At 67.7% G+C, this 18,491-nt stretch carries 24 protein-coding genes; 9 read left to right on the forward strand and 15 right to left on the reverse strand.

The features are described from left to right. The first annotated feature begins 1 nt into the window (after window position 1). The 3 genes from AB0F51_RS26695 (at window position 2) to AB0F51_RS26705 (ending at window position 4,357) form a co-directional block, all read left to right on the forward strand. Window positions 2–826, forward strand: coding sequence for a carbohydrate ABC transporter permease (locus AB0F51_RS26695; RefSeq protein ID WP_360284322.1), 825 nt, complete (start codon window positions 2–4; stop codon window positions 824–826). An 18-nt stretch (window positions 827–844) separates the two neighbouring features. Continuing rightward, on the forward strand, window positions 845–2,005 hold the full coding sequence (gene xylA, locus AB0F51_RS26700; protein WP_360284323.1) for a xylose isomerase: 1,161 nt from the start codon (window positions 845–847) through the stop codon (window positions 2,003–2,005). Window positions 2,006–2,392: 387 nt separating this feature from the next. Continuing rightward, window positions 2,393–4,357 carry a heparinase II/III family protein gene (locus AB0F51_RS26705; RefSeq protein WP_360284324.1) on the forward strand — a complete coding sequence of 655 codons (1,965 nt, stop codon included), beginning with the start codon at window positions 2,393–2,395 and terminating at the stop codon, window positions 4,355–4,357. A 9-nt stretch (window positions 4,358–4,366) separates the two neighbouring features. On the opposite strand, the gene AB0F51_RS26710 is transcribed toward AB0F51_RS26705, so the two are convergent. Further along, on the reverse strand, window positions 4,367–4,771 hold the full coding sequence (locus AB0F51_RS26710; protein WP_360284325.1) for a VOC family protein: 405 nt from the start codon (window positions 4,769–4,771) through the stop codon (window positions 4,367–4,369). Window positions 4,772–4,827: 56 nt separating this feature from the next. Between AB0F51_RS26710 and AB0F51_RS26715 the strand changes: the two genes are divergently transcribed. After that, the gene (locus AB0F51_RS26715) at window positions 4,828–5,262 is read left to right on the forward strand and encodes a MarR family winged helix-turn-helix transcriptional regulator (RefSeq protein ID WP_360284326.1); all 435 of its coding nucleotides are present in this window, start codon (window positions 4,828–4,830) and stop codon (window positions 5,260–5,262) included. Window positions 5,263–5,293: 31 nt separating this feature from the next. Then, on the forward strand, window positions 5,294–5,992 hold the full coding sequence (locus AB0F51_RS26720; protein WP_360284327.1) for an alpha/beta hydrolase: 699 nt from the start codon (window positions 5,294–5,296) through the stop codon (window positions 5,990–5,992). Here AB0F51_RS26720 and AB0F51_RS26725 read toward each other — a convergent pair. The 5 genes from AB0F51_RS26725 to AB0F51_RS26745 form a co-directional block, all read right to left on the reverse strand. Continuing rightward, complete coding sequence (locus AB0F51_RS26725) at window positions 5,978–6,760, reverse strand: hypothetical protein (RefSeq protein ID WP_360284328.1); 783 nt, start codon at window positions 6,758–6,760, stop codon at window positions 5,978–5,980. The genes AB0F51_RS26720 and AB0F51_RS26725 overlap by 15 nt on opposite strands. Next, window positions 6,757–7,320 (reverse strand): sigma-70 family RNA polymerase sigma factor, encoded by a 564-nt coding sequence (locus AB0F51_RS26730; RefSeq protein ID WP_360284329.1) that lies wholly within the window; start codon window positions 7,318–7,320, stop codon window positions 6,757–6,759. The genes AB0F51_RS26725 and AB0F51_RS26730 overlap by 4 nt, the downstream gene beginning before the upstream one ends. Window positions 7,321–7,424: 104 nt before the next feature. Next, entirely contained in the window at window positions 7,425–8,318 is an 894-nt protein-coding gene (locus AB0F51_RS26735; RefSeq protein ID WP_360284330.1) for a hypothetical protein, read from the reverse strand. Beyond that, the gene (locus AB0F51_RS26740; RefSeq protein WP_360284332.1) at window positions 8,315–8,812 is read right to left on the reverse strand and encodes a SigE family RNA polymerase sigma factor; all 498 of its coding nucleotides are present in this window, start codon (window positions 8,810–8,812) and stop codon (window positions 8,315–8,317) included. The genes AB0F51_RS26735 and AB0F51_RS26740 overlap by 4 nt, the downstream gene beginning before the upstream one ends. Window positions 8,813–8,875: 63 nt before the next feature. Continuing rightward, entirely contained in the window at window positions 8,876–9,634 is a 759-nt protein-coding gene (locus tag AB0F51_RS26745) for a helix-turn-helix domain-containing protein (protein WP_360284334.1), read from the reverse strand. A 228-nt stretch (window positions 9,635–9,862) separates the two neighbouring features. Between AB0F51_RS26745 and AB0F51_RS26750 the strand changes: the two genes are divergently transcribed. Beyond that, window positions 9,863–10,528: a DUF4097 family beta strand repeat-containing protein gene (locus AB0F51_RS26750; RefSeq protein ID WP_360284335.1), complete on the forward strand. Its 666-nt coding sequence runs from the start codon at window positions 9,863–9,865 to the stop codon at window positions 10,526–10,528. 10 nt (window positions 10,529–10,538) lie between these two features. Here the strand turns inward: AB0F51_RS26750 and AB0F51_RS26755 are convergent, their stop codons facing one another. Both AB0F51_RS26755 and AB0F51_RS26760 read right to left on the reverse strand, forming a co-directional pair. Next, window positions 10,539–11,075 (reverse strand): DUF6458 family protein, encoded by a 537-nt coding sequence (locus tag AB0F51_RS26755; RefSeq protein ID WP_360284337.1) that lies wholly within the window; start codon window positions 11,073–11,075, stop codon window positions 10,539–10,541. 500 nt (window positions 11,076–11,575) lie between these two features. Further along, a complete protein-coding gene (locus tag AB0F51_RS26760) occupies window positions 11,576–12,496 on the reverse strand; it encodes an NADP-dependent oxidoreductase (protein WP_360284339.1) in 921 nt (306 codons plus the stop codon). A 128-nt stretch (window positions 12,497–12,624) separates the two neighbouring features. Here AB0F51_RS26760 and AB0F51_RS26765 point away from each other — a divergent pair, with 128 nt between their 5' ends. Continuing rightward, window positions 12,625–12,984, forward strand: coding sequence for a helix-turn-helix domain-containing protein (locus AB0F51_RS26765; RefSeq protein WP_360284341.1), 360 nt, complete (start codon window positions 12,625–12,627; stop codon window positions 12,982–12,984). 12 nt (window positions 12,985–12,996) lie between these two features. Here the strand turns inward: AB0F51_RS26765 and AB0F51_RS26770 are convergent, their stop codons facing one another. The 7 genes from AB0F51_RS26770 to AB0F51_RS26800 all read right to left on the reverse strand — a co-directional run bounded on the left by AB0F51_RS26770 (window position 12,997) and on the right by AB0F51_RS26800 (window position 17,735). Then, the gene (locus AB0F51_RS26770) at window positions 12,997–13,302 is read right to left on the reverse strand and encodes an NIPSNAP family protein (RefSeq protein WP_360284343.1); all 306 of its coding nucleotides are present in this window, start codon (window positions 13,300–13,302) and stop codon (window positions 12,997–12,999) included. Between the two features lie 18 nt (window positions 13,303–13,320). Then, window positions 13,321–13,674, reverse strand: a complete 354-nt coding sequence (locus AB0F51_RS26775; RefSeq protein WP_360284345.1) for a hypothetical protein — start codon at window positions 13,672–13,674, stop codon at window positions 13,321–13,323. A 91-nt stretch (window positions 13,675–13,765) separates the two neighbouring features. After that, the gene (locus AB0F51_RS26780; RefSeq protein WP_360284346.1) at window positions 13,766–14,608 is read right to left on the reverse strand and encodes a helix-turn-helix domain-containing protein; all 843 of its coding nucleotides are present in this window, start codon (window positions 14,606–14,608) and stop codon (window positions 13,766–13,768) included. A gap of 43 nt (window positions 14,609–14,651) precedes the next feature. After that, window positions 14,652–14,966: a multidrug efflux SMR transporter gene (locus AB0F51_RS26785; RefSeq protein WP_360284348.1), complete on the reverse strand. Its 315-nt coding sequence runs from the start codon at window positions 14,964–14,966 to the stop codon at window positions 14,652–14,654. A gap of 401 nt (window positions 14,967–15,367) precedes the next feature. Continuing rightward, window positions 15,368–16,141: a MerR family transcriptional regulator gene (locus AB0F51_RS26790; RefSeq protein ID WP_360284349.1), complete on the reverse strand. Its 774-nt coding sequence runs from the start codon at window positions 16,139–16,141 to the stop codon at window positions 15,368–15,370. A gap of 14 nt (window positions 16,142–16,155) precedes the next feature. Next, window positions 16,156–16,917: an ABC transporter permease gene (locus tag AB0F51_RS26795; RefSeq protein WP_360284461.1), complete on the reverse strand. Its 762-nt coding sequence runs from the start codon at window positions 16,915–16,917 to the stop codon at window positions 16,156–16,158. Window positions 16,918–16,919: 2 nt separating this feature from the next. Beyond that, window positions 16,920–17,735 carry an ATP-binding cassette domain-containing protein gene (locus AB0F51_RS26800; RefSeq protein ID WP_360284350.1) on the reverse strand — a complete coding sequence of 272 codons (816 nt, stop codon included), beginning with the start codon at window positions 17,733–17,735 and terminating at the stop codon, window positions 16,920–16,922. 128 nt (window positions 17,736–17,863) lie between these two features. Here AB0F51_RS26800 and AB0F51_RS26805 point away from each other — a divergent pair, with 128 nt between their 5' ends. Both AB0F51_RS26805 and AB0F51_RS26810 read left to right on the forward strand, forming a co-directional pair. After that, window positions 17,864–18,076 (forward strand): DUF1918 domain-containing protein, encoded by a 213-nt coding sequence (locus AB0F51_RS26805; RefSeq protein WP_360284352.1) that lies wholly within the window; start codon window positions 17,864–17,866, stop codon window positions 18,074–18,076. Between the two features lie 74 nt (window positions 18,077–18,150). Further along, window positions 18,151–18,360, forward strand: coding sequence for a three-helix bundle dimerization domain-containing protein (locus AB0F51_RS26810; RefSeq protein WP_360284353.1), 210 nt, complete (start codon window positions 18,151–18,153; stop codon window positions 18,358–18,360). The last annotated feature ends 131 nt before the right edge of the window (window positions 18,361–18,491 follow it).

Consider the following 18,491-nt stretch of genomic DNA (forward strand, 5'->3'; position numbering starts at 1 on the left):
GATGCGGTTGATCCGACGGAACTGGCTCGGCGGTACGGCGGGCTGGCTGTGGCTGGTGATCGTGCTGATCCCGCTGTACTGGATCGTCATCACCAGCTTCAAGAACCAGGCCGGTTTCTTCACCCAGAACCCGTTCGCGCTGCCGGCCGAACCGACCTTCGACAACTACAAGCTGGTGATCGAGTCCGACTTCCCGCGGTACTTCCTGAACAGTGTGATCGTCACGGCCGGCACCATCCTGCCGGCGGTCGCGATCTCGTTCATGGCGGCGTACGCGATCGTCCGCGGCGCCGGCGGCCGTTTCCTGGCCGGGGTGAACGGGCTGTTCCTGATGGGCCTGGCGATCCCGCTGCAGGCGACGATCATCCCGGTCTACCTGCTGATCATCAAGATGCACCTGTACGACAGCCTGCTGGCGATCATCCTGCCGTCGATCGCGTTCTCCATCCCGTTGTCGGTGCTGGTGCTGACCAACTTCATCCGGGACGTGCCCAAGGAGCTGTTCGAGTCCATGCGCGTCGACGGCGCCACCGAGTGGGGCATGCTGCGCGGTCTCGCGCTGCCGCTGACCCGGCCGGCGCTCGTGACGGTCAGCATCTACAACGGCCTCGGGGTCTGGAACGGCTTCCTGCTCCCACTGATCCTGACCCAGAGCCCGGAGAAGCGAACCCTCCCCCTCGCCCTGTGGACCTTCCAGGGCCAGTACTCCGTGAACGTTCCGGCGGTACTCGCCTCGGTCGTCCTCACCACCCTGCCCATCGTCATCCTCTACGCCATCGGCCGCCGCCAGCTCCTCAGCGGCCTCACCGCCGGCTTCAGCCGCTGATCTCAAGGACCCCCTCTGATGTCTGACTTCACCCCCACCCGCGCCGACAAGTTCTCCTTCGGGCTGTGGACCGTCGGCTGGCAAGGCGTCGACGTCTTCGGCGGCGCGGTCCGGCCGGTGCTCGACCCGGCCGAGGCGGTGCACCGGCTGAGCGACCTGGGCGCGTACGGCATCACGTTCCACGACAACGACGTGTTCCCGTTCGACGCCTCGCCATCCGAACGGGACGCGCACCTGAAGCCGTTCCGCGCGGCCCTCGACGAGACCGGCCTGGCCGTCCCGATGGTGACCACCAACCTGTTCTCCCACCCGGTCTTCCGCGACGGCGGCTTCACCAACAACGACCGCGACGTCCGCCGGTTCGCGATCCGCAAGGCGGCCGACCAGCTCGACCTGGCCGCCGAGCTCGGCGCCGAGACCTTCGTCGCGTGGGGCGGCCGGGAGGGCGCCGAGTCGGGCGCGGCCAAGGATGTCCGGGCCGCACTCGACCGGTACAAGGAAGCCTTCGACGTGCTCGGCTCGTACGCGATCGAGCAGGGCTACGACATCCGGTTCGCGATCGAGCCGAAGCCGAACGAGCCGCGTGGTGACATCTTGCTGCCGACGATCGGCCACGCGCTGGCCTTCATCGAGTCGCTGGAGCACTCCGAGCGGGTCGGCCTCAACCCCGAGGTCGGGCACGAGGAGATGGCCGGGCTGAACTACGCCCACGGGCTGGCCCAGGCGCTGTGGCACGGCAAGCTCTTCCACGCCGACCTGAACGGGCAGAACGGCCCGCGGTACGACCAGGACCTGCGGTTCGGTGCCGGCAACGCCCGCGGCGCCTTCTGGACCGTCGACATCCTCGAGAACGGTGGCTACGACGGCCCGCGGCACTTCGACTTCAAGCCGCCGCGGACCGAGGACATGGACGGCGTCTGGGCGTCGGCCGCCGGCTGCATGCACAACTACCTGGTACTCCGGTCCAAGGTCCGCGCCTTCCGCGCCGACCCGGAGGTCCAGCAGGCTCTGCTCGACGCCCGCCTGGACCAGCTCGCCCAGCCGAGCCTCGCGGCCGGTGAAACCGTCGCCACCCTGCGCGCCGAGGAGTTCGACCCCGACGAGGCCGGCCGCCGCGGTATGGCCTTCGAGCACCTCGACCAGCTCGCCCTGGACCACCTCTACGGCATCCGGAGCTGACAGTCCGGAAAAACTTCTTTCGCCCGCACGGCAACCTTCCCGGCCTCCCCGGACATTAAGGGGTAGACACCGACGCTGGGGGGACGGACCGATGCGGGCCTCTGACAACAAGATTGCCGATCTCATCACCCGGCACGCCTGTGTGGCGTGCCGGGTTTTCGCTGTCGTCCGGCGGCCTTCCGATTTCGTGACCGATTCGCGTCAACAAATCTGCCACTTCCGGACATCTACACCGTAGAGACGCACAGCCCGGCGACTCGGCTGGAACCCCGCATCCGCCCGCGGACACTGAGCGACTGAAAAACCAGAGCACCTTCCCAGGGGACGCCCGCCCTCAAATACCGGTCTAGACCAGAAAGGTCGAGGCCCGATCGCGAGTGAGGACGAATGACGACCGGACGCCCTAGCCCCCGCCCTGGCAGCAGCATCAGCCATCGCCGCAGACGGCTCACCCGCAGGCAGTGGCTTCCGCTGCTGACGGCCGGAGTCATCGTCGTCGTCATCGTGCTGGTCACCGTCATCGTGTCGCCGCAGCACGCCTGGAGTCCGGGGGCCGCGCAGGCTCCGCGGCTCGGCAGCAAGGCGATCCCGAGCGCCACGGGGCCGACCACACTGGTCAAGCCCGGCCAAGTGGCCGCGGCGAAGTACGTGTGTCCGCGGTACAGCGGAATCGACAACGCCAATCCACTGCCGCGGCTGTACCAGGACACGTTCGAGTGGAGCCAGCATCCGCCGTACCAGGTGGGCAACGGCAAGGGTGACATCGACTGGCGCGCGAACCCCTACTCCCAGCCCAGCTGGTACATGTGGTTCCACTCGCTGCGCTGGCTCGGGCGGGGCATCGACGCCGCCAAGGCCGGTGACAAGCAGGCGATGGCCCGGGTCACGACCATCCTCCAGGACTGGATCAAGGACAACCCGTACGACTGGAAGGTCAACGCCGGCGCGCACGAGTCGACGATGCACCGCACCAACGTGCTGATCTGCGCCCGGCAGGCGATCATCGCCGGGCTGAAGGTCAAGACGCTGCCTGCCTCCTACGCGTGGATCGACCGGTCCCTGCTGGACCACGCCAAGTTCCTCGAGATCAACTTCAGTGGCGAGGGCAACCATGGCACCGACGAGAGCATCGCGATGTTCGGGATCGGGTGCACGCTGCAACGCGAACCGCTCAAGCAGCTGGCCCAGCGCCGGCTGACCACCGCGATCGTCCAGGCGATCGACGAGCAGGGGTCGACCAACGAGCAGTCCACGGCGTACGCCCAGTTCAACTGGTACCTGTGGGGCCGGGCGGTCAAGGCGATGAAGGAATGCGGCGTCGACCCGGGTCCGACGATCACCGAACGGCGCAGACTGCTGACGAACTGGCTCGCGCTGGCCACGAACTCGCTCGGCCGTCTGCACCAGCTCGGCGACTCCGAGGACGTCCAGGCCGTGCCGATCCCCGGTACCCCGCTCGAGTTCGCCGGATCGCTGGGCCGCAAGGGAGTCCGGCCGACCCAGCGGGTGGGCATCTTCGATGCCGGCTACATCTTCGGCCGGACCGGGTGGGGCGAGAAGCGGCGGTTCGTGGACGAGTCGACGTACAGCATCAGGTACGGGCGGTCCCGGACTCTGCACGGGCACGACGACCATCTGTCGATCACCTACACCTCACACGGCCGGCCGATCCTGGTCGACGGCGGCCATGCCGGTTACAAGAACGACAAGTGGCGTGACTGGGTGAAGAGCGAGTACGCGCACAACGTGCTGGCGAGCCCGGCGATGACCGAGCACAAGACCGAGAGCAAGCTGGTCCGCTCGAGGCTCGAGCCGACATCCGAGTTCTACGACCTCGCCGACGTCCCCGCGCCGGGGATGACGCGCAAGCGCTCGCTCCTTGTTCTCAAGGACCCGGACGTGGTCGTCGCCTTCGACCGCGCCACCTCGGAGAACGACCAGGCGTTCCAGACGCTGTGGCACCTGCCGGCCGGCCAGCAGGTGGCCGTTTCCTCCCCGAGCACCGTGGTCGCGCAGAAGCCCGGCGACACCGTGAAAACCGTGCTGCTGCAGATCCCGTACTCCGAACAGCTTGCGGCCGACTCGGTGACGGTTGACCAGGGCAAGGAAGATCCGATCCAGGGCTGGCAGTTCCCGAAGATCACGCAGCGACTGCCGGCCCCGGTCGTCAGCTTCCACCGCAACGGGCGCTCGGCCAGCATCCTGTCCGTCATCGTCCCGGCCGGCTCCGCGACAGCGGTCAGCTTCAAGACCCGCCGGTCAGGGCCGACGTTCCTGATCGACCTCACCGTCGGCACCACCGTCACCACGATCGAAGTAGAACCAGACGGCACTCTCACTCGCCTGAAGTAGCAACAGATATCAGTAGGACTGGAGTTCCAGGAGGTTGCCGTCGGGGTCGCGGAGGTGCGCGGTGCGCAGCGTCGGGCCCCACTGCGGACGATCTTGCGCCGGTACGACGAGGGTCGCGCCGAACCGCTCGAGCGTCTTGGCCGCGGTGTCGACGTCTTCGACCTTGAACACCAGCATCGCGGCGTCCTGGGCGGGAGCCTCGACCGGCAAGTCGGCGGTGCCGACCGTTCCGGCGATCATTGAGCGCCCGAAGAGCACCAGCCCGGTCTGCCCGTCGAGATCCCAGTTCGCGTAACTTGCCTCGGCCACCACCTTCACCGGCTGCACGCCGAACAACTCCGCGAGCACGGCGCGATAGAACTCCACCGCGGCCGGGAAGTCGCCGACCAGCAAGCGCGGATAGAGCGCGTCCATCACAACTCCTCATAGCGGGTGATCACCAACGATTGGTTTCACCCTACAATAGTGCGATGGAACCGTCGGCCCTCGCGGGTATCACCACGTTCGTGCTGCACAAGGTGGCGGTGGCAAGCCGGCGGGCGATCGCCGACCAGTTGGCCGCCCGGCACAACCTCACCCTGTGGCAGTTCGCCGCCCTCGTGGAGCTCGAGGCCCACGGGCCGGTCGCGCAGAACGTGGTGGCCGCCGGACTCGGGATGGACCCCAGCGACATGGTCCGGCTGATGGATGAGCTGATCGAGCGCCGGGTGGTGTCCCGCGAACGCGACACGACCGACCGGCGCCGGTACAAGATCGCCCTCACTGCCAAGGGCCGCCGCCTGCTCGCCGCTGCCCAGGACGTCGTACGGGAAACCGAACAGGCAACGCTCGCTCCGTTGACCGCGCGCGAGCGGGCGACGCTGCACACCCTGGCGACGAGGGTCTACCTTGACCTCTCAAGGTAGACACGTTTACCTTGAGGGGTGAGGAGTTTCGATGACTGAGCTCAGCCTTGCCCGAGGCGACGCGCGGCTCCGCGGTACGGCGACCGGGACCGGGCCGACTGTCCTGCTGCTCCATGCCGGTGGTGAAGAACGCAGTGTGTGGACACCGATCGCCGACATCCTCAACCGGCGCGGGCTCCGGACAGTGGCGTACGACCTGCGCGGTCACGGCGCCAGTTCAGGAGAGGCAAGTGCGCTTCACCCGATCGCGGCGGACGTGACGGCGATGATCCGCCGCGAACCGGGACCGGTCGTCGTGGTCGGCGCCTCCCTCGGCGGGCTGGCCGCCATCGCGTCCCTCGCCGACCCGGCCACGGCACAAGCCGTCGCCGGGCTGATCCTCGTCGACGTCGTACCGAACCCTGACGGCCCGCGCGTTCGCGCCTGGCTCGACGACCGCGGCCTCCGCCACCACAGCTCCGACCTGGTCGACGACATCCTCAAGCAAAGCCCGGCCCTGCTCGCAACAGCCGCCGGCCTCGCTTTGCCGATCATGCTGATCCGAGCAGGCCCGACCTCCCCACTGACCGACCCCGAAGCAGACCACTTCCACGCAGCCGTTCCCACCCTCACAATCGCCCACCTACCCGCGGCCGGCCACCTGATAGCCCGCGACACCCCCGACCAACTCGCCCACCTCATCGCCCCCCAGGCATCGACCTGGCTGACGGCCGGCTCAGAACTTCAGTAGGACGGTGGCGGTGGTGCCGTCTCGGTAGGTCACCTGGACCGGGGCGCCTCGCTGGGCGGCGTGTTCGAGATCGTTTCCCGGTAGCCAGAGTGCGAAGTGGCCGCCGGCAACGGTTGCCTTGACCTTGCCGCGATGCGGGCTGGTGTAGGTGACGGCCTCAACCTCCGACCCGGCCAAGCCGACGGCGACCGACAGGAATTTCCCGTTCATCGCGCCTGCTCCGAGGTCGGTGGCAGCAAGTCCGCGGGGTGCCGGTGGGGTGACGGCGGCCCGTCCGATCGAGCCGAACATGTCCCGGAACCAGTGCTTCGAGTCGTCCGTGACGCAGAGCGCGGCGAAGCGATCCCGACCCGACAGCACCACCAGCGTCCAGCGACCGCGTCGCTCCGAGATCGCGGTGACCGCCGTCGAGAGATCGTCCTTGTACTCCGGAAACCCCTTCTGCTGCTGGCGACACGAGGCCGAGGCATCGGCTCTCTGCTTCGCAGACATTCCGGCGGGATCACCCGTCCAGGTGGCGAACGCCTCGTCACCCCCCATGAGTGAGGGCACGACGATCGCAGCGGCGGTCGCCGCAGCCACCAGGCCGGTGCCCCATGCCACCCGGCGGCGGATCTTCGTAGGTGACGCGAGCCGCGCGGGCCGTAGTACAGGCTCGGTCGCGAGGATTCGCTGGAGGTCGGCTTGGGCTCGGGCGCTTTGCGGGTCGATGTCCGCGGCGGCGGGGTCGAGGGTCTTCAGGACGTGGAGTTCGTCGATGCGGGTCATGAGGTGTGCCCTTCTTGAGTCGACGCCGCGGCGGCGGGCGCGGGTTTGGGGAGATGGCCGAGGTGTGCGCGCAAGGCCCGCCGGGCGCGGCTGAGCCGCAGCCGGAACGCGACGGGCGAGATGTCGAGCACCAACGCGGCCTGAGGCGCCGCCAGGTCCTCCAGTACTGCGAGGGCGAGCGCCTCTTGATGCACGGCCGACAGCTTGTTCCAGGCAGCCGCCAGATCGACCTGGCGGGCCACCAACTCGGCGTCACCTTCGGACTGCGCCGGTACCACTTCCGCGAGGCGCACGGCCAGAGCCTGCTGGCGTTCGGCACCGCGACGCGCATTCAGGACCGTGCGCCGGGTGATGCCGAACAGCCACGCACGGGCATCCAGCAACTGCTCCGGTACGTCGTCCAGGCGCCGCCACGTGACGAGGAACGCCTCCGCGACGATGTCTTCGGCATGGCTGTGATGCGCCCGGCGTTGCGCGAAGCGGACCAGGTCCGCGTACACCGCCTCGTAGAGCGCGACGAACCGGGCCTCGCGGTCCGGAGCACGTGAAGGTGACGTCATGACCCGTACTTGTCCGGCACGAGAGCAAGTGTGTCGCGCCCGGCGCACGCGAAAGGAGCCGGTCCGCCGACCGGCTCCTTCCGCGCCCCCGACTCAGTGACCGGTCAGGACGCGGGCACCGCGATCTCGTTGCCCGAGGCATCGAGTGGGGTGATGGTCACGCCGCGCAGGTCGTTCCTCGGGATCACCACACCGAAGTACCGCAGCTTGTCGGTGGACGGTGTGGCGACCGCGTCGGCCAGCCGGGTCACGCCACCCTGGGCGGTGATCCGGACCTTCCTGGCGGTGATCGGCGCGACCCCCATCACCATGGTGTGGCCGATCTTCACTGAGCCCTTCTCCCGGTTGTGCCCCTGGACGACGTGGAAGCTCTTCGCCGTCGCTTTCGGGAAGCACACGTGCGGCACGCCGAAGCTGCTCGGCGCACCTTCGTCGGCGACCAGGCAGGCCTCGGTCGAGTACGCGAGCAACGCCCAGCGCTCGGTCGGGATCTGCCCCTCGGCGATGTAGTAGGCCCGCGGCCGGTACGCGTTGGCGTCCGGCAGCTTCGTGAACGGCTTGGCCGACCACGGAGGCGGCAGCACCTTCTGGTGATCGACGCTCGGCCGGCTCGGGCCCTGCGAAACTCCTGGCGTCGGGGCGCCGGACACCGTTCCGGGCGTGGCCGTCCCGGTGGCGTTTTCCGGCGTACCGGTTGCCGGGCCCGGCGTACTGGGTGTGCCGCCTGGCGTCGGGGCCTGCGAGGTCGATGGGCCGAAGCCTGCGACGCCTGGTTCGCGGTTGCCGGACAGCGCGCCGGCGATGGTCGAGCCGGTCATCACCGCGAGTGCGGTTGCCGCGGCGACCCCGGCGAAGGCGAGACCGGCGCGACGGCGGCGGCGCTGGTTGATGCGGACGCGGACCGGAGCGGCCGGGTCCGGCGGTTCGGGACGGGCCTCGGTGAGCTGGGTCAGCCGGGCGCCGAGGTCGGCGGTGTCGTCGAAGTCGTGGTCGGTCATCTGATCCCCTTGGTGGTGAGCTCGCCGGTGTTCGAGCGGAGTGCCTCGAGACCACGACGGGCGTGCTGCTTGACGGTGCCGACGGTGCAGCCGAGGATCTCGGCCACCTGCTGCTCGTGGAGGTCTTCGGCGTAGCGCAGGTACACGGCCGCTCGCTGGCGTGGGCTGAGCCGCGCCATCGCGGCGTACAGAGCCAACCGGTCGTCGACCTGGCCGGTCCCGCCGGCGACGGCCGTGTCCGGCACCGTCGCACTGGGCCGCTCACCGATCCAGCGGCGACGCCGGCCGGACAGGAACGTCGTGGTGACGATCCGGCGCAGGTACCCCTCCGGACTCTCCGACCGCACCTTGCGCCAGCGGAACCACAGCTTGGTGAACGCTTCCTGCGCCAGATCCTCGGCCTGCTGATGGTCAAGTGTCAGCGCGTACGCCAGCCGGGCGGTGGCAGTCCACCGGGCCCTGACAAACGCATCGAAATCCTCGAGGTCGCTCATCGGCCTCCCTTCCTCACCCCCTGAACGCGTCGGCCGGCTCCTCCGGATGACAGCGCTGGCCGATCAGTCCCGGCGGAGATCACCCGGGCTCGGCTCGGCGGTGCCGGTTTCGGGTTTGGTGTGGAGCACATCGCGGGCCTGCTGGGCGGCGCGGAGGATGGTCTCGCTGATGAAGTCGCTGAAACGGGCGATGTTCTCCAGGCGGGTGGCGGCCGCAGTACCGTGGCCGAGGATGCCGACGCCCTGTCGGGCGATCTCGGCGATCTGGGCAGTGCCCCGGGCGCTCGCGATCGTCGACTGGTACCAGACGTCGTCGTCGACGAAGTAGCGCTCGCGGCGGCGGTCCTCGCGGCGTTCCCGGCGGATCAGGCCCTGGTCCTCGAGGAACGAGATCGCCTTGGACACCGAGGCCGGGCTGATCTGCAGATGCTGCACGAGGTCGGCCGCGGTCAGGCCGCCCGCGTCCGCGACGAGCAGACAGGTCAGCACGCGAGCCATCATCTTGGGCAGGCCCTGCTGCATGAAGAGCGTGGTGAACGACTCCTCGTACTCACGCACGGCCTCGTCGTCACGGCCGTTGTCCTGCGCCGTCGCCCGCCGCTGTGGCGGCAGACTCTGCCGGCGCCGATGCGCGCGGCGTTCGGTCGCCCGGTGGGCCAGGTCGGCGCGGTAACTGGTCGGGCCGCCGTTGCGCATCACCTCCCGCGTGATCGTCGAGGTAGGGCGGTCGAGCCGCCGGGCGATCTGCGCGTAGGCGAGGCCGTCGGCCAGCCCCACCGCGATCTGCTGACGCTCCTGCTGGGTGAGTCTGCCTCCCGACACCGGCCATCTCCTTCGGTGAATCCCGTCCAGGCCGTCAGCGTAGCGTTCGCCGCTCGCCAACGCAACGGTTGAGTTGTTGCCTCATTGCGTTAGATTCACGCTCATTGCAATGAAATATCGGCTCTGACCTGCGCGTTTGCTATTTGGACGCAACGAAGTAGTTGCGAGATCTTCGAACGCAACGTAGCGTTTCCGGTATCAGAAACGAACTCACCACAGGAGAACATCATGCAGAAGTTCGACACCCCCGCCGCTGTTTCCGCCGTCCTGGACGTCCCTGCCGGACGCATCCAGGTGATCGCCGCCGACCGGGCCGACACCACCGTCGACGTACGGCCGGCTGACGCCTCCAAGAGCCGCGACGTGAAGGCGGCCGAGCAGACCCAGGTCGAGTTCGGCGACGGCGTACTGCGGATCACGGCGCCGGCGGGCAAGACCTTCGGACCGTCCGGCTCCATCGAGGTGACGGTCCAGGTCCCCAGCGGTTCCCACCTCGAGGCGAAGACGGCCGCGGCCGAGTTCCGGGTGGTCGGACGGCTCGGCGACGTTGCCTTCGACGGCGCTCACGGCCCGGTCAAGATCGACGAGGCCGCCGGCATCCGGCTGGCTGCTCACGCCGCTGACATCACCGTGGGTCGGCTGACGGGTTCCGCCGACATCAGCACGCAGAAGGGCGACATCACCATCAGCGAAGCAACCTCCGGCACGGTCGAGCTGCGCACTCAGCTGGGAGACCTCACGATCGTCGCTGCGCCTGGGGTTTCCGCCACTCTGGACGCCGGCACCAGCAACGGCCGGGTCCACAACGCACTGAAGAACACCGAAGGCGCCGCCGCAGCCCTCACCATCCGCGCCACCACCACCAGCGGCGACATCACCGCCCGCAGCCTGTGATTCGCGTCGGTCAGTGACGGTTTCTCAGCTGGCGCAGAAAGCGCCGGGCCCGGGATCCGGCCGATTGGCCGGAGTCCCGGGCCGGCGAGGTCACCGGCACCGTACGGTTCGGCACCGGAGTGTGCAGACCACTAGCAGCCGGATCCAGATCCACATGCCGCTCAGTAACCCCCTCAACCGCCTCGCCACCCACCGGCACCCCGCTGTTGAACGGGGCCTCGCTGTGCACCGGCACCTCGCCACTCACCGGCGGCACGTGGTTGATCGGCGCCTCGCGTCCGGGCGCGATCTGTTCCGGTGCCGTCCGTGTCGTTCGGGGCGCGGTGTCGTAGGTGCTTCGCACTGACCGGTGCCCCTCCATCGCTGGGCCCGGCAGGCGCCGGCGGCGGTTGGTGATGTGGAACGACAGCCAGATCCCGACCGCACCCGCGAGCATGATGACCCAGCCCGCCGCGTCGAGGTCGAGAGCGCCGCCGCGGTCGCGCACCGCGAAAGCAAGAATCGCGCCCACCGTGATCAGGAAGATGCCGGCCCCGATACTCATCATTCCTCCAACTGTCCCCGTCTACCGTCACGGAGCCGGTACCCAGTGTCACAGAAAGTGAACATCCAGCCTCAGCGAGCGCTCAGGTCGACCATCCGGAGCTGCTCGGTCAGCAGGCGACGGAACTTCGCCGGGTCTCCCGCGACATAGTCGGCGACCAAGAGGAGGCCGGCTGGTTTCCTCCACGGTCGCACCAGCTTCGTGCAACATCAGCGCGGCGTTGACGTCGACCCACCGGCACTGCTCCCGCGCCTCGGCGATCGCCAACTCACGCGCCAGGTCGATCGAAATGCCCGCCCGCTGCAGGACCTCCGCGAACCGTACGCCGCCCTCGCCCGCCAGCAGCAGTTGCGGCGCCAACTGACCGATGCCCTCGGAGATGACCGACTGCGGCTTCCCCCTCGGGCAGATCGATCAGCTCGCGGGTCTGTCTCATCCACCAGCTCCCGAGGATCGGCGAGCTCCTCGGCCGCATCGGTCATTCGCTCAACCTGCCCAGCGGGTCAGATCATGATGGCGAGTTTGCCGACCGTTCCGGTGGTGAAGTCGGCGACGGCGCCGGCCGCCTCCGCGAGCCGGTAGGTCCGGGCCAGCGGCACGCGCAGTCGTCCGGCGACGACCTCGGCCGCGAGCGCGTTCAGGGTGGCGGTGGTCGGATCGGCCATCACCATGGTGACCTTCAGCTCGCTCGCATCCTCGGGGCTGTAGTGAAGCGTCGAGGCCAGCCGCCCACCCTTCTCGAGCAACCCCGCAACAGCATCACCATCACCGGCGAGATGCAACGCAGCCTGTACTCCGTCAGGCGCGAGCGCGCGAACCTGCGCCACCAGGTCAGCGTGATCCACGGCAACGCTCGCCCCCAGCGCGGTCACGAAGGCAGCCTCCGAACCAGGCATCGCCGTAGCGATCACCCGCGCGCCACGAGCAGCCGCCAGCTGGACGGCGTACGAGCCGACCCCGCCGGTGGCTCCCGACACGAGCACCGTTTCGCCCGGCCCGGGATCGACCGCGGTCACCGCGTTCAGCGCCGCAGTACCGGCCAGTCCGAGTGCACCGGCCCGTGCGTGATCCAGTCCCTCGGGCAACTTGGCGATCGCGTACTGCGCGTCGACCACGACGTACTCCGCAAAGCCACCCTGGCCGAGGGTCGGCCGCATGACGACGCCGAACACGTGATCGCCCACGGCCAACCCGGTCACGTCCGCCCCGATCGCGGCGACCTCTCCGGCGAAATCCTTGCCCAGGACAACGGGAAACTCGTACTCGTAAACACCTTGGAGGTATCCGCCGAGGACACCGAGATCGAACCCGTTGACCGACGAGGCCCGCAACCGAACCAGTACTTCGCCCGCCCCCGGTTCGGGCACGGGCAGTTCGGTGGCCGCAAGCTCGGCGCCGAAGGCGGGAAAGGCCACTGCGTGCATAGCGGGGTACTCCTTCTCAGTAAGGAACAGTCCGTGCGTTGGTTACTTCTTGTGCGCACGTTGAAGTCTGCTTCAGACTGTCCCCATGACGGAAAGAAGGCACTTTGGCCCGCGTACCGCACACCGATGTGCGTGCACCCATCCACGCGGACCACCCGGCCTGCCAGTTGCGCGACGTGCTGGACCGCGTCGGCGACAAGTGGAGTGTCCTGGTGATGGATCTGCTGGGCGGCGGGCCGCAGCGCTACTCCCAACTGCACAAGGCGATCGAGGGCATCTCGCAACGCATGCTCACCCTCACCTTGCGCAGCCTGGAACGCGACGGCCTGGTCACCCGCACGGTTACCCCGACCTCACCCCCACGCGTCGACTACGCGCTCACCGAGGTCGGCAAAACCCTGTCCGGCCAGGTCGCAGCCCTGATCCAGTGGGCCGAGGAACACCGCGAGTACATCGCGAAGTCCCGCTTCCACTACGACTCACTCTGACCGGCCGCCGCCTCACTCGGCGAGTGGGCGCATGAAGCTCCGGTCGTAGCGGAGTACGCAGCCGCTGTCGTTCCTGATCTTGTCCGCGGCAATGAAGTCCGGATCGACGCCGAACAGCTCCCGGTACTTCTCGTACGCCGCGAAGCTCGGGAAACTGAACAGCGCGATGGCCCGGTCGCTGGCGCCCTCACTCGGCAGGTAGTAGCCGTGATGGGTGCCGCCGTGGCGATTCACCAGCTCGACCCAGCGCCGGCCGAACTCCTCGAACGCCTCGATCTTCGCCGGATCGATCACGTAGTCGACAACACAGGTGATCATCTACGGTTGTTCTCCTCGTCAAGCCTGCTGCACTTCCTGGACGAAGATGATCTTGTTCCCCGCGGGGTCCACCGCCTCGGCCAGCCTGATGAAACCGTAGTCGTTCACCTCACCCACCTCGACGCCGGCGGCCGCGCAGTCGGAGCACTGCCTGGCGAGATCCCTCACGCCGACCACAACGGAGCTCCGGCCGGCCGACTCGGGATTGACGGCCACCTGGATCCAGGCGTTCTCGGCCAGTTGCCACTCGGCGACACCGTCCATGGGTTCGACGTCAGGGCCGCGCCCGATCCATTTCTCGTACCACGCCACCGCCTCGGCGTGATCCTTCACCGGCAGTACTCCGACCACGTTCGCAAAGTTCGATGCCATTGAATCGCGCTCCTGTTATTTCGGCGTGTGAACGCCTCCACGCTAAGGACGGCGAGAGCTCGCGTCTTGGAAAAAACCGGCCGGCCGGAGCTCAGTCGGCCAGGGCTTGGGCGAGGGATTCGGGGTACGGGGTGGCGGTGAGGAACTGGCTGGGTGACATTCCCGCGAACTCCCGGAATTCCAGGTTCATGTGCGAGTGGTCGTAGTACCCGTGCTTGAGCGCTGTTTCGCTCAACGGATCAGCCGTGCCGGGGAGTGCGGCCGCCAGTTCGCGGAATCGGATGATGCGGGAGAACAGTTTGGGTTTCACGCCGACCTGTTGCTCGAACAGACTCGTGAAACGCTTCGGAGACGCGCCGACCCGCTCGACAATCTTCCCGATCGGCACCTTCCCGCCGGTGCTTTCGATCTCGGAGACGGCGTAGGCGACCGCCGGATCGGTGCTGGTGTGGTCTGCGAGCCGCTGCGTGATCCACCGAACCAGCAGCCGCAAGCGCTCCACATCGGAGCCCGCCTCGTCGAGCCGCTCGGTGAGCCGGCGCGCCTCGTTGCCGATGATGTCGTGCAGGTCGACGGCCGCCCCGGTCACCTCGTACTGCGGGATGCCGAAGAGCGCGAAAGCGCCCGCGGGCCGAAGCCGTACGCCGAGCAGGCGCGACTTCGCGGGGGTGTCGATCACGAGGGGCGCCACGAGCATCCCGGTGAGGCACGACGTCGGACACGCTCCCGGGGGCTGCCCCTCGACCACGCGGAACGGCGCGTCCAGCTGCACGATCAGGTCGAGCTCGCCCGTCGGATAGAGCCGCTGCCGCTGTTCGAGCTTCCCGTCGAAAAGCCAGACGGACTGGACGAAGCCCGCGAGCGCGCCGGGCCGGCAGACGGCCTGCGTCCAGCTGCCAAGTTCGGACTCTTCACGCCAAAAGACGGGGTCCATGACCCGAGGCTACAACTCACCGCGGCCAGGCACGGTCCGTCCGTCAGTGGGTCAGCTTGAGGCCGAAGACGCAGGCGATGATGCCGGCCAGGAAGAAGATTTTCAGGACGGAGGCCGGCTCGCCGTCGAACGCCATCGCATAGGCGACGGTGAGCACGGCGCCGATGCCGACCCAGACGGCGTACGAGGTGCCGACCGGGAGATCGCGCATGGCAAAGGCCAACCCACCCATGCTCAGGGCGAGTGCCACGAAGAACACCACTGTCGGGACGAGTTTGCTGAACCCCTCGGACTTGCCCAGCGCCGTCGCCCAGACCGCCTCGAGAGCGCCCGAGATCACCAGCACCAACCAAGCCATACCGATCCCTCCGGGGCAGGTCTGAGGTCATCGCGCCTCCATGCCGAAGGGCCCCGGTGCCAAAGCACCGGGGCCCAAGGGGCACTTCTTCTCTCGAACAACAACAACTGCTACTTCAACTGCAACTGGTACTGCGAGTACGGAACTGCCTACTGCTGACTACGAAACTGCTAACTGCAACGTGCATCCAGTCAAGCCGGGAACCCCTTGCGACCACTGGCTCCACCAACTCTGACGGATCCTGGCGTGAAACCCGGGCCCCTGCACAGATCGGCCCGGCGGAGTCCGCCGTACTGCGTCCTTCAGGAATCTCGGACAGATCGGAAGCTGTCCACGTCAGCCTTGCTGTTCTTCTCTGTCAACACGAGGAACACTACACAGCTCACCCACCAATGTCTAACTCAGCCAGGTGAGATTTTTTGCACCCGCTCGATGCGGGTCCAGCCCTTCCAGCCGCGCTCCGCCAGGATCGCCAGGATCCGCTCGGCCACCGGGGAGGCCTCGACGACGGTCGCGTCCAGCAGGTCGACGAACGGCTCCTCGAACCCGTCATTGCCCACTTCGCCGGCTTCCACCGCGCGGATCAGCAGGCGCTCCAGGATGTCGGCGAACTCGACCACCCGCGGATCGTCGACCGTGCAGTCCAGCATTCCGCTGATCAAGCCGTAGAGCCGCACCATGTCGGGGTCGTTCAGGTCCTCATGCTTCTTGGCCATCACCACTTCGATCTGGTCGGGCACCTGGGCGGCGACCATGATCCACGCGTCGCGCTCCTGCTCGATGTACCACTCCCCGACGCCGAGAGCACGCAGCCGGTCGAGGTACGCCACGACGCTCTGCGGCAACGCGAGGTGGTCGCCGGTCGCGAGTCTGGCGAGCCGTTTGCGGGTGTCCTGCAGCCGCCGGACCTCCGCACGCAACTCCTTGTCGATCTCCTGGATGCCCTCGGCGAACTGCTCCGTACTGGCGTCGAGCAGCTCCTGCACCCGGGCGAGCGGTACGCCGGCATCGGCCAGCGTGCGAATCCGGATCAGCCGCGCCACCGCCGCCGCGTTGTAGGTCCGGTACCCCGAGTCGTTGCGCTCGGGTTCCGGTAACAACCCGATCTGGTGGTAGTGGCGAACCGCCCGCACCGTCACACCGGCGTACCGGGCCAGCTGGCTGATGGTGAGCATGGCCTTACATTGCCTCAGGCAATCTTCCGGCGATAGGCGGTCATCGCGAAGAAGTACGCCACGGCGAGGATTCCCACGCACCAGGCCAGCGCGATCCAGAGATCGTCACCCACCGCCTGCTCGGCGAACAGGTTCCGGAGCGTGTTGACGATCGACGTCACCGGCTGGTTCTCGGCGAACCAGCGCACCGGTCCAGGCATGGTCTGGGTCGGCACGAACGCCGAACTGACGAACGGCAGGAAGATGAGCGGGTACGAGAAGACACCCGCGCCCTCGGCCGATGCCGCGGACAGACCGGCGATCACCGCGAGCCAAGTCAGAGCGAGGGTGAACAGGACCAGAATGCCGACGATGCCCAGCCAGGCCGGTACTGCGGCGCCCGAGCGGAAGCCCATCAGGACAGCCACGCCCACCACGATCACCAGCGAGATCACGTTGGCGACCAGCGAGGTCAGCACGTGGGCCCACAGCACCCCGGATCGCGCGATCGGCATCGACTGGAACCGCTCGAAGATCCCGCTCTTCAGATCCATGAACAGCCGGAACGCGGTGTACGAGATGCCCGACGCGATCGTGATCAGCAGGATGCCGGGCAGCATGTAGTCGATGTACTTCGTCGGGCCGGTGTCGATCGCGCCGCCGAACACGTAGACGAACATCAGCATCATCGCGATCGGCATGATCGCGGTCGTGATGATGGTGTCGATGCTGCGGGTGACGTGACGCAGGGTCCGTCCGGTCAGGGCCGCGGTGTCGCCGAGGAAGTGGGTCGCCATGGTCACTCGCCGTCCTTTCCGGTTGCGCCGGTTGCACTGGTTGCACTGGTTGTGCCGGTGGTGCCGATGACTGCGAAGAAGACGTCCTCGAGCGTCGGCTGCTTCTCGACGTACTCGACCTTGGCCGGTGGCAGCAGTTGCTTGAGCTCGGCGAGCGTGCCGTTCACGATGATCCGGCCCTGGTGCAGGATCGCGATCCTGCCGGCGAGTTGCTCGGCCTCCTCGAGGTGCTGCGTCGTGAGCAGGACCGTCGTACCGCGTCCGGCCAGGCCCTTCACCGTTTCCCACACCTCGATCCGCGCCTCGGGGTCGAGCCCTGTCGTCGGCTCGTCCAGGAAGATCACCGGCGGATCCCCGATCAGGCTCATCGCGATGTCCAGCCGGCGCCGCATACCCCCGGAGTACGTCGAGACCTTCCGCGCGCCCGCGTCGGTCAGCGAGAAACGCCGGAGCAGGTGGTCGGCGACCGCGCCCGGATCCGCGAGATGCCGCAACCTGGCGATCAGCGCGAGGTTCTCCCGCCCGCTGAGGATGTCGTCGACGGCCGCGAACTGGCCGGTGAGGCTGATCGACTCCCGCACCTGCGACGGTTGCGTGCCGACATCGAACCCGTTGACGCCGGCCGTGCCCGCATCGGGCTTCAGCAGCGTGGCGAGGATCCGCACGATCGTGGTCTTGCCCGCCCCGTTCGAGCCGAGGAGGGCGAAGATGCTGCCCCGCTCCACCTCGAAGTCCACGCCGCGCAGTACCGCGAGTTCGCCGTACGACTTCGCCAGCCCCTGGACCCGGATCGCCGGCCCTTCGATCACCATCGTCATCACCTTTCCTCGGCTTCAGCCCAAGGATCGAGGGTTGACGCTGCGTCAAGGTCAAGCCCAGCGCTTGCCCCTGGGCCCGGACCGGTCAAAGCTGGAGACAGGCACGGACACACCGAGAGGAGCAGACGATGAAGGCGACCCCCGGCAACTGGCTGATGATCGAAGGCGCCCACCTGAACGACCCGAAACGCCACGGCCAGATCCTCGAGGTCCGCGGCACCAACGGCGCACCCCCGTACGTCGTCCGCTGGGACGACACCGGCACCGAAACCATCGTCATCCCGACCAGCGGTGCCCACGTCCTGACCGCGGAGGAAATGCAGCGCCTCCAGGAGCACTGACCCGCCGGCGGGCGGAGATGAACTTCCGGTGAACGGCCTTGAGTTTCGCCGCCGCGCCGCAGGATCGTAGAAAGATGAACCGCTCAGAAGAAGAACGCGCAATCGCCGAGGCTGCCGAGCGACTCATGAAGGCGTTCCCCGACGTCTCCCCCGCCACCGTCGAACGCGCCATCACCGAAAGCCGCCCCGAATTCGCCGGCAACCCCATCCGTGACTTCGTCCCCCTCTTCGTAGAACGCTCCGCCAAACACCGCCTGAAAACCCTGACAACCTCAACCCGCTAGCTACTACAAGCCTGACGGTCAGGCCTCCGAGGCGAGACGAAGTTCCAGCAGCGCGTAGAACACGTAGTAGTTGGGGCATCTACGGCGGTATTCCCGTAGCGCGACCCCTCGATCGTGGCTGAAGCTCCGTC

The sequence above is a fragment of the Kribbella sp. NPDC023855 genome (assembly GCF_040639475.1).
Taxonomy (GTDB): Bacteria; Actinomycetota; Actinomycetes; order Propionibacteriales; family Kribbellaceae; genus Kribbella.

Excerpts from the sequence above, each read along its gene's own strand:
- AB0F51_RS26805 (WP_360284352.1), top strand. The coding sequence starts at position 17,864 with ATGAAGGCGACCCCCGGCAACTGGCTGATGATCGAAGGCGCCCACCTG.
- AB0F51_RS26730 (WP_360284329.1), bottom strand. The coding sequence starts at position 7,320 with ATGACGTCACCTTCACGTGCTCCGGACCGCGAGGCCCGGTTCGTCGCG.
- AB0F51_RS26780 (WP_360284346.1), bottom strand. The coding sequence starts at position 14,608 with ATGGACCCCGTCTTTTGGCGTGAAGAGTCCGAACTTGGCAGCTGGACG.
- AB0F51_RS26760 (WP_360284339.1), bottom strand. The coding sequence starts at position 12,496 with ATGCACGCAGTGGCCTTTCCCGCCTTCGGCGCCGAGCTTGCGGCCACC.
- AB0F51_RS26715 (WP_360284326.1), top strand. The coding sequence starts at position 4,828 with ATGGAACCGTCGGCCCTCGCGGGTATCACCACGTTCGTGCTGCACAAG.
- AB0F51_RS26710 (WP_360284325.1), bottom strand. The coding sequence starts at position 4,771 with ATGGACGCGCTCTATCCGCGCTTGCTGGTCGGCGACTTCCCGGCCGCG.
- AB0F51_RS26810 (WP_360284353.1), top strand. The coding sequence starts at position 18,151 with ATGAACCGCTCAGAAGAAGAACGCGCAATCGCCGAGGCTGCCGAGCGA.
- AB0F51_RS26750 (WP_360284335.1), top strand. The coding sequence starts at position 9,863 with ATGCAGAAGTTCGACACCCCCGCCGCTGTTTCCGCCGTCCTGGACGTC.
- AB0F51_RS26785 (WP_360284348.1), bottom strand. The coding sequence starts at position 14,966 with ATGGCTTGGTTGGTGCTGGTGATCTCGGGCGCTCTCGAGGCGGTCTGG.
- AB0F51_RS26775 (WP_360284345.1), bottom strand. The coding sequence starts at position 13,674 with ATGGCATCGAACTTTGCGAACGTGGTCGGAGTACTGCCGGTGAAGGAT.
- AB0F51_RS26705 (WP_360284324.1), top strand. The coding sequence starts at position 2,393 with ATGACGACCGGACGCCCTAGCCCCCGCCCTGGCAGCAGCATCAGCCAT.
- AB0F51_RS26755 (WP_360284337.1), bottom strand. The coding sequence starts at position 11,075 with ATGATGAGTATCGGGGCCGGCATCTTCCTGATCACGGTGGGCGCGATT.
- AB0F51_RS26795 (WP_360284461.1), bottom strand. The coding sequence starts at position 16,917 with ATGGCGACCCACTTCCTCGGCGACACCGCGGCCCTGACCGGACGGACC.
- AB0F51_RS26735 (WP_360284330.1), bottom strand. The coding sequence starts at position 8,318 with ATGACCGACCACGACTTCGACGACACCGCCGACCTCGGCGCCCGGCTG.
- AB0F51_RS26800 (WP_360284350.1), bottom strand. The coding sequence starts at position 17,735 with ATGACGATGGTGATCGAAGGGCCGGCGATCCGGGTCCAGGGGCTGGCG.
- xylA (WP_360284323.1), top strand. The coding sequence starts at position 845 with ATGTCTGACTTCACCCCCACCCGCGCCGACAAGTTCTCCTTCGGGCTG.
- AB0F51_RS26725 (WP_360284328.1), bottom strand. The coding sequence starts at position 6,760 with ATGACCCGCATCGACGAACTCCACGTCCTGAAGACCCTCGACCCCGCC.
- AB0F51_RS26790 (WP_360284349.1), bottom strand. The coding sequence starts at position 16,141 with ATGCTCACCATCAGCCAGCTGGCCCGGTACGCCGGTGTGACGGTGCGG.
- AB0F51_RS26740 (WP_360284332.1), bottom strand. The coding sequence starts at position 8,812 with ATGAGCGACCTCGAGGATTTCGATGCGTTTGTCAGGGCCCGGTGGACT.
- AB0F51_RS26720 (WP_360284327.1), top strand. The coding sequence starts at position 5,294 with ATGACTGAGCTCAGCCTTGCCCGAGGCGACGCGCGGCTCCGCGGTACG.
- AB0F51_RS26695 (WP_360284322.1), top strand. The coding sequence starts at position 2 with ATGCGGTTGATCCGACGGAACTGGCTCGGCGGTACGGCGGGCTGGCTG.
- AB0F51_RS26770 (WP_360284343.1), bottom strand. The coding sequence starts at position 13,302 with ATGATCACCTGTGTTGTCGACTACGTGATCGATCCGGCGAAGATCGAG.